Annotated in this window: 7 protein-coding genes; 2 read left to right on the top strand and 5 right to left on the bottom strand. The window is 65.1% G+C overall.

Annotated elements, in window-relative coordinates:
- The 5 genes from WBF82_RS22890 to WBF82_RS22870 all read right to left on the bottom strand — a co-directional run.
- Positions 1-998, bottom strand: a 998-nt coding sequence (locus WBF82_RS22890) for an LLM class flavin-dependent oxidoreductase (protein ID WP_424385217.1), incomplete at its 3' end; no start/stop codon positions are given.
- Positions 995-2,725 carry an FAD-binding protein gene (locus WBF82_RS22885; protein WP_424385216.1) on the bottom strand — a complete coding sequence of 577 codons (1,731 nt, stop codon included), beginning with the start codon at positions 2,723-2,725 and terminating at the stop codon, positions 995-997. The genes WBF82_RS22885 and WBF82_RS22890, both read right to left, overlap by 4 nt.
- Positions 2,722-3,639, bottom strand: coding sequence for a 3-carboxyethylcatechol 2,3-dioxygenase (locus tag WBF82_RS22880; protein ID WP_424385215.1), 918 nt, complete (start codon positions 3,637-3,639; stop codon positions 2,722-2,724). The genes WBF82_RS22885 and WBF82_RS22880 overlap by 4 nt, the downstream gene beginning before the upstream one ends.
- A complete protein-coding gene (locus tag WBF82_RS22875; RefSeq protein ID WP_424385214.1) occupies positions 3,587-5,296 on the bottom strand; it encodes a bifunctional 3-(3-hydroxy-phenyl)propionate/3-hydroxycinnamic acid hydroxylase in 1,710 nt (569 codons plus the stop codon). The genes WBF82_RS22880 and WBF82_RS22875 overlap by 53 nt, the downstream gene beginning before the upstream one ends.
- Before the next feature lie 2 nt (positions 5,297-5,298).
- On the bottom strand, positions 5,299-6,162 hold the full coding sequence (locus tag WBF82_RS22870) for an alpha/beta fold hydrolase (protein ID WP_424385218.1): 864 nt from the start codon (positions 6,160-6,162) through the stop codon (positions 5,299-5,301).
- Between the two features lie 167 nt (positions 6,163-6,329).
- On the opposite strand from WBF82_RS22870, the gene WBF82_RS22865 reads away from it, so the two are divergent.
- Positions 6,330-7,019 carry an IclR family transcriptional regulator gene (locus WBF82_RS22865; protein ID WP_424385213.1) on the top strand — a complete coding sequence of 230 codons (690 nt, stop codon included), beginning with the start codon at positions 6,330-6,332 and terminating at the stop codon, positions 7,017-7,019.
- A gap of 14 nt (positions 7,020-7,033) precedes the next feature.
- A partial coding sequence (locus tag WBF82_RS22860) for an FAD-dependent oxidoreductase (RefSeq protein WP_424385212.1) occupies positions 7,034-7,958 on the top strand: 925 nt, incomplete at its 3' end.

The following is a 7,958-nucleotide window of genomic DNA, read 5'->3' as shown; positions in this document are numbered from 1 at the left end:
GGGTTGAGCAGCAGGATGATCTCGTCGACGCCGCTGTCTTCGTAGCCGCGCAGGAACTCTCGAACGGTGGCCGGCGAGCCGATCGCGCCGCGACCGGGGCCGTAGGCCAGCGTCGGGTCCTTCTCACATTCTTCGAGATAGCGCTTCCACACTCCGGTCCGTCCAGGCGTGTGGATACCGGTCATGTAGTAGTGCATGATCCCGAACGAGAAAAATCCGCCGCCCATCCCCAGACGCTCGACCGCTTGCTCGTCGGTCTTGGCGACCATCATCGACAAATCACCGCCGATGGCAAGGATGTTCGGATTGATCTGCGGGGTGATCGGCACGCCGCTTTCCTCGAGTTCCTTGTAGTAGCCGTTCACCCGCTCGGTCAGCGGCCCCGGGCCGGTGTAGGCGAAACTCAGTGCGCCGATGCATTTCTGGGCTGCCATCTGGACCGACGCCGGCCTGGTGCAGGCCACCCACACCGGCGGATGCGGCTTTTGCAACGGCTTAGGGATGACGTTGCGCGCCGGCATCTCGATGTGCTCACCCTTGAAGCCGGTGAAGGGTTCCTCGATCATGCAGCGGATCGCCACCTCCAGCGCCTCTTCCCACTGCGCGCGCTTGTCGGCGGGGTCAATGTTGAAACCGCCCAACTCGCCGATCGAGGAGGATTCTCCGGTGCCGAACTCGACGCGCCCATCGGAGATCAGGTCGAGGGTGGCGATGCGTTCAGCGACCCGGGCCGGATGGTTGACGGCCGGCGGGAGGTGCATGATGCCGAACCCGAGCCGAATGTTCTTGGTCCGCTGGCTGGCCGCTGCCAAAAACATCTCGGGCGCGGTGGAATGGCAGTACTCCTCCAGGAAGTGGTGCTCGGTCAGCCAGACCGTGGAGAAGCCGGCCTTGTCGGCGGCCTCGACCTCGTCGAGACAGTCCTTCAGCAGGACGTGTTCGTCGTCGGGCTGCCAGGGGCGGGGTAGCGCGAATTCGTAAAACAATGAGATTTTCAACTGGTGCCTCCCGGAACAATTGAGTGATCAGAGCTTGTACTGACCTGGTGGGCTAGGTGCTTGGCCGCGACGTAGCCGAAGGTCATCGCCGGCCCGATGGTCGCGCCCGCGCCGGCGTAGCTGCGTCCCATCACTGGTGCGCTAGCGTTGCCGACGGCGTAGAGGCCGGTGATGACGGCGCCATCGGTGCGCAGCACCCGGGCGTATTCATCGGTGCGCAGACCACCCGATGTGCCGAGGTCGCCGAGCACGACCTGAAAGGCGTAGTAGGGCGGTTTGCCAAGCGGATGCAGATTGGGGTTGGGCAGGGTGGGGTCTCCGTAGTAGTTGTCGTAAACGCTGTCACCTCTGTTGAAGTCGTCGTCGTGGCCGCTTCGGGCCAGTTCGTTGAAACGTGCGGCGGTGTCCCGGAGTTGGGCGGCCGGCACCCCGATCTTGGCGGCGAGTTCATCCCAGCTGTTCGCCGCTTTGACCACGCCCGACTCCAGCCAGGCGGCCGGGAGTTTTCGCCCTGTCGGCACCGGGGCGCCCGGGATCTTCGGCAGCGGAAGATGTCCGGCGACGACATAGCGGTTGAAGGACCGACGATCGGTGATGAGCCAGCATGGAATATGGGTGACGCCGGATTTCTGCCCGTCGATCATCGCGTGGCCGAAGTCCATGTAGGGAGCCGCCTCGTTGATGAATCGCTTGCCGTCGCCGTTGACGATGAACTGCGATGGCATCATTCGCTCGTTGAGCATGAACTGCATTCGGCCATCGGGCCATTGGATGGCCGGGAACCACCAGGCCTCGTCGAGCAGGTCGGTGGCCGCACCGACCTGCTGGCCGGCGCGGATGCCGTCGCCGGTGGCGGCGGGGTTGCCGAAACTCCAGTCTTGTTCCACGACCGGCTGGTGTTGTTTGCGCCACGCCAGGTCGTGATCGAATCCGCCCGTCGCGAGGATGACGCCGCGGCGGGCGCAGATCCGCAGTGGTGTGCCGTCTTTCACCACGACGGCGCCGGTCACCGAACCGTCGTCGTCGGTCAGCAGTTCCGTCATCGGCGAGTCCAGCCATAGCGGGATACCGCGGTCCTTCATCGCCAGCCGTAGCCGCGCTGCCAGCGACTGGCCGATCGCCGCGATCCGGTCCCCGAAGGCTCGCGCCCTGACCATCCGCCACACCAGCTTCAGCAGGACCGCTTTGCCCGCCCATGATTGGCGAACTTGGTAGAACGACCGAAGCTCCTTGGGGCCCAGCCAGATTCCCCGAGGAGCTAACGCCAATGGCGCAAGCAGGTGTTGTTCTTCGTCTGCGAGCATGCGCAAATCGATCGGGGGGACGTTGATCGTGCTGCCGAGTTCGGAGCCGCCCGGCAATGCCGGGTAGTAGTCGGCGTAGCCGGGCTTCCACACGAACTCGAACCATGGGCTGAGCTGCTCGAGGAACTCCATCATCTGTGGCGCCGAGTCGACGTACTGCTGGATCCGCGCGTCGCTGACCAATCCATCGGTGACCCGGCGCAGGTAGTCGACGACGCCGTCTCGCGGCGGCGTGTAACCTGCCCGGCGCTGGGCTGGCGCTCCGGGTACCCAGATGCCGCCACCCGAGAGCGCGGTGGAACCGCCGAAGTGACTGGACTTTTCGACGACCAAGATGTCCAGGCCAGCAGCCTGCGCGGCCAGCGCAGCGGTCATGCCGCCGCCGCCCGAACCGATCACCAGCACGTCGACTTCGTGGGTCATGTCAGCACCGCCGTCCTGACCGCGAAGCCGGCAATCAACTCGGGCGCGGGCCGGTAGTAGCGGACGTTGGTCTGGTACGGACCGGCGGCTGCCAGCGCAGCGAAAGCCGCTACCCAGGTGCGGATCTCGTGTGCGGAGTTGCCGCCCCGCTGAGCGATGAACGAGTTCGACCACTTGTCCAGCTCGTCGAGGTGTCCGCTGTCGAGAATGTCGAGGAATTGTTGATCCCATGCCGGGTTCAGGGGTTGCAGTTCGCTGTCCCCGGCCGCGAAGTTCTTGGCCGCGTCGCTAACCGCCGTCTGCCGTGCGAGCCGCTGTTCGGCGGTCATCGGCCGGCCGTGCACGATCCGTTCCACGGCCTCCGGGGTCGCCGTTGCCAGCGTCGGGACAGGCGGATCATGAGACAGCCCACCGGATCCCAGCACCAGGACGCGCTTGCTCAGGGTGGCCAGGTAACTGCCCACTGCGGTGCCGAGCGTCCGGCAACGATGCAGTGGCCCGAGCGGGGTGGCGACCGAGTTGATGAAGATCGGTATCACCGGGCGCGCCGTTGCGCGACCGAACAACTTCTCCAACGGCTGCACGGTGCCGTGGTCGACGTCCATGTTCGCCGAGATGGCGACGTCGACGCCCGCCGACAGCACTGCTTTGGCGCAAGCGACCGCGGTGGCTTCGGGAACGTCAAGCGGCCCTTTGTGAGTGCCGTAGTCGCCGACGCCCTGTGCGCGCGTGCCGATGCAGAACGGTGGCATCAGCTTGTAGAAGAAGCCGTTGTAGTGGTCGGGGGCGAAGATGACGACCAGATTCGGGTCGAAGCTTTCGACGAATCTGCGTGCCTGCGCAAGTGCGGTGTCGATGTCATCAAGGAGGTCCTGCGACGGCCCTGGGAGATTCAGCAGCGGGCTGTGGGACATACAGCACAGAGCTATGGGCACTTTGAACATCACCGCCTCCCGGTGTCAAGGTGAGGACGTCGAAGAGCGAGGCGCTCAACTCCGGTGCGAGTTGAGCGATGCAGGCGCCCGCGACGCAACGGTCAGGGCGCAGGAACAGGACGGACTCTTGGTGGTTGTCGAACCAGGCTTTGAGATCGCCGCAGCGGTCGCCCACTACCACAACGTCAGCGTCGTCGTGCCCGGTCCAGTGCAGCTGGCTTAGCGGCCGTGCCGCCACGAACTTTGCACCTAGCGCCTTCCAGTTCGCAAACGCTGTGCCACCAAGTATTTCGCGCGGGTTGTTATTCCAGCACAGGACGGCGAAACCGTTGCCCAGCACGTCGTCAAGCAGAACGTTCCGCTGTTCGCGGGTGTCCACCCGGGGTTGCACGAATAAGGTGCCGACCGGTGAATCGCTACGGCGCGGCTCAGCATGCACTGAGTGCACAACGGCCCCCTGCTCGTAGCGTGGCATCGGTTTGAACCGCATCTCGAGTACATATCGCTTGAGCGAGGGCACAATTGACGCGGATCGCACCACCAGGTCACGAACCGCGGCGACTCGCCGGTTGGTCGGCGAGATGACGCGGCCGACCATCGTCGACAGGTCGATCATCGCCCGGGCATGCTTGCGGCGCTCCACATCGTAGCTGTCGAGCAACGCGTCATCGGCGTATCCGGCCACCACTGCGGCAAGCTTCCAACCCAGGTTCGCCGCGTCTCGGATACCGCTGTTGTAGCCCTGGCCCTGCCAGACCGGCATCAGGTGGGCGGCGTCGCCGGCGAGCAGGAGACGGCCCCGCCGAAACGCCCCGGCGATCCGCGAGTGATGGGTGTAGATCCGGTGCCGGATCACGTCGACTCGGTCGGGGTGAGGGACCATCGACGACAGCATGCGGGCGAGAAACGCCGGGTCCTCGGCCTGCTCGTCGGTCTCGTCGGCGTGAATCATGAACTCGAAGCGGCGAATTCCGTGTGCGATCGAGATCGAGGCATAGGGCCGTTGTGGATCGGCGCCGACCTCGCTGTTCGGATATCCGAGCGGATCGTTGGCGATGTCGACGACCAGCCAGCGGGTCGGTGAGGTGGTGCCGTCGAAGGACACCCCCATCAGCCGCCGGGTGGTGCTCCGCCCGCCGTCACAGCCGACCACGTATCGCGCCCGCAGGGTCTTCGGTCCCCCCTCGCCATCGAGTTCAACGGTGACGGCGTCTTCGGTTTCGTCGCATGCCACCAGCGGACGGCTCCACCACACGTCGACGTGATCGAATCTGTCTAAGCCGCCAAGCAATTCGGCATCGACCAGCGGCTGTACGAAGCCGTTGCGTTTCGGCCAGCCGAAACACGCGTCGGGTGGCGCCATTTCGGCAAGCACCCGGCGTTTGGCGTCAACGAATCGCAGTATCTGGTTGGGCACCGTGTGGGGCAGCACGCGCTCGACCAGGCCGATCGCCTGGAAGGTGCGCAGCGACTCGTCGTCAAGACCGACACCGCGGGGATAATCGATCAGCGTCTCGCGCTCGTCGACCACCAGCGTGCGCACGCCTTGCAGGCCAAGGATATTGGCCAGGGTCAAACCGACTGGGCCGGCGCCGACCACGACGACATCGACATCTACGTCCTGGTGGTCGGCCACAGTCAGCGTCCCAGCAGGAAGTCGAGATGCAGACGGTTGAAGGTCTTCGGATCCTCGTACTGCGGCCAGTGGCCACAGCCGGGCATCACCTCAAACCGCGCGCCGGGGATCATCGACGCAATCCGGCGGCCCTCGGCGACATCGGCGGTCGGGTCATCGCTTGTCCACAGCACCAGGGTGGGCACGGTGATTGACCCATATTCGTCCGGGCCCAAGAGGTTACGTGCCCGGATCGCTGGATCCTGCAACGCCATGATGTCGCGCATCGCCGCGACGAAGCCGGGCTGGCGGTAGACCCGCTGCCGGCTCGCGACCAGATCGTCGTAGTCCTTGGACTTGTCGGCCATCAACCACTTGATCCGCGCTTGCACGGTTTCCCAGGTCGGGTTCTCCGCGGCGGCCATGGACAGCGTGATGATCCGCTGCATCACCTCGGGATCGGCCTGCGATCCGCCTGCGGTGTTGAGGACCAGGCGGTCGACCTTGTCGGGATGGTCGACGGCGGCCCGGGCGGCCACCCAACCGCCCAATGATTCGCCGGACAGGCTGGCACGCTCGGCGCCGATGGCAGCAAGAAACGCCATCAAATGCTCGACATAGTGGCCGACCTCAAGCGGATGACCGGGCTTATCGGTGTAGCCGTGCCCGAGCATGTCGATCGACCACGTCCAGAAATGCTCGGCATGCGCCTCCAAGTTGCGCACGTACGCCTCGGCATGACCACCCGACCCGTGTAAAAGCAGGAGCACCGGATTGGCCGGATCGCCCGCCTGCAGGTAACGCGTTAGCACGCCACCGGCGTCGAGGTAACCCTGCACGAACGGGACGCCCTGCAGATCACTCCACACGCTCTCGTGCTCGGCCACCGCTTCCTCTCTACGCTGCACGGAAATTTTGTTCTCGTTAATCGCCAACAATGTGTGCTAAAATCGCACACTGATGTGCACTATGTATAGAGCATCACTCTCCGCCGGTCGTCTGTCAAGGGAGGCGCAGGTCGCCTGGGCCTCCGAGCCCGCCCCGGTGCGCTGACATGCCAGACACGCAGACCGCCACCGTGCCCGGTTCGCAAACACTGGCCCGCGGGCTCAATGCGTTGCAGTTGGTGGCCGACGCCCCCTCGGGGCTGACCGTGCAACAGGTCGCCGACGGTGTCGGCGTGCATCGGACCATCGCCTATCGGTTGCTCGCCACGCTGGCTCAGTTCCGCCTCGTCGCCAAGGGTGAGGACGGGCGCTACCGGCCGGCTGCGGGCCTGGCGGTGCTCGGTGCATCGTTCGACCGCAATGTGCGCCAACTGAGTGTGCCGACTCTGCGCGCCCTGGCTGACGATCTCGGCACTACGGTGTCGTTGCTCGTCGCCGAGGGCGATCAGCAGGTGGCCATCGCGGTGATCGTCCCCACCCAGGTCGCTTATCAACTGGCTTTTCATGAGGGCAGCCGCTATCCGCTGGACCGGGGAGCCGCAGGCATTGCACTGCTGGCGAGCATGCCCGCACGCCCGGAGGAACGCGACCTCGTCGTCCGCGCCCGCAAGCAGGGGTGGGTGATCACGCATGGCGAGATCGAGCCCAACACTTACGGTTTGGCTGTCCCGGTGGACCGTCCGCCGCCGTCGCCGCCGACGTGTATCAACCTGATTTCGCACCGCGAAGATGTGGTGCTGCGTGGCAAGGACGCAGTCATCAAGGCAGCCAAGGAATTATCGGCGATACTCAGCTGAAGGGACATGAGCATATGCCGTCGTGGGACCACGAGGTCGACGTCGTCGTACTCGGCAGCGGCGGTGCGGCACTCACCGCCGCATTGACTGCGGCCGCTAACGGCGCATCGGTGGCGGTCTACGAGAAGGCCGCGACTGTCGGTGGTACGACGGCGGTTTCGGGTGGCGTGGTGTGGATTCCCGCGCATAATCGTTCACCGGATGGAGAGTTGACGGTCGACGATGCGTTGAAGTATCTGGCGGCGCAGTCGTTCGGCTCGATGGATGAGGCGCTGGTCGAGACGTTTGTGCGAACCGGGCCGGCGATGCTCGACTTCGTCGAAGCGCACAGTGGCTTGCGCTTTGAAATCGCTGATGGTTTCCCGGATTACAAGCCGGAGTTGCCGGGCGGGCAGCCGACCGGGGGACGGTCGCTGACCGCCGCTCCTTTCGATCCCGCACAGATCGGCGAGTGGCGGGATCGGATCACCTCGTTCCCGGCCGATTGGTCGAACGTCGGTTTCGATGCCGAGACCCGGGCGAGGCTGCACGCCGCGGTTGACCAGAGCACCACAGATCTGTGCGTGGCCGGCACGGCGCTGATTGCCGGGCTGCTCAAAGGATTGCTGGACTTCGGCGTGACACCTGTGACGGATGCCCGGGCCGAGGAGCTTTATGCCGACGACGGAGCGATCGTCGGCGTCCAGCTCAGTCGCGCGGGCCAGCAGCTCAACGTGCATGCCCGTCACGGGGTCATCGTGGGCACCGGTGGCTTCGAATGGGATTCAGCTCTGGTCAAGGCTTTTTTGCGCGGGCCGATGCACGGCGCCGTGTCGCCGCCGAACAACACCGGTGACGGGTTACGCATGGTGATGGCTCACGGCGCCGATCTGGCCAACATGGGCGAGGCGTGGTGGGTGCCGATCGTGCAGATCCCGGGCGACACGATCGACGGGAAAC

The organism is Mycobacterium sp. (assembly GCF_049673265.1).
GTDB lineage: Bacteria > Actinomycetota > Actinomycetes > Mycobacteriales > Mycobacteriaceae > Mycobacterium.
This window is presented reverse-complemented; position numbering and strand designations above follow the sequence as displayed.

Excerpts from the sequence above, each read along its gene's own strand:
- WBF82_RS22880 (WP_424385215.1), bottom strand. The coding sequence starts at position 3,639 with ATGTCCCACAGCCCGCTGCTGAATCTCCCAGGGCCGTCGCAGGACCTC.
- WBF82_RS22885 (WP_424385216.1), bottom strand. The coding sequence starts at position 2,725 with ATGACCCACGAAGTCGACGTGCTGGTGATCGGTTCGGGCGGCGGCGGC.
- WBF82_RS22865 (WP_424385213.1), top strand. The coding sequence starts at position 6,330 with ATGCCAGACACGCAGACCGCCACCGTGCCCGGTTCGCAAACACTGGCC.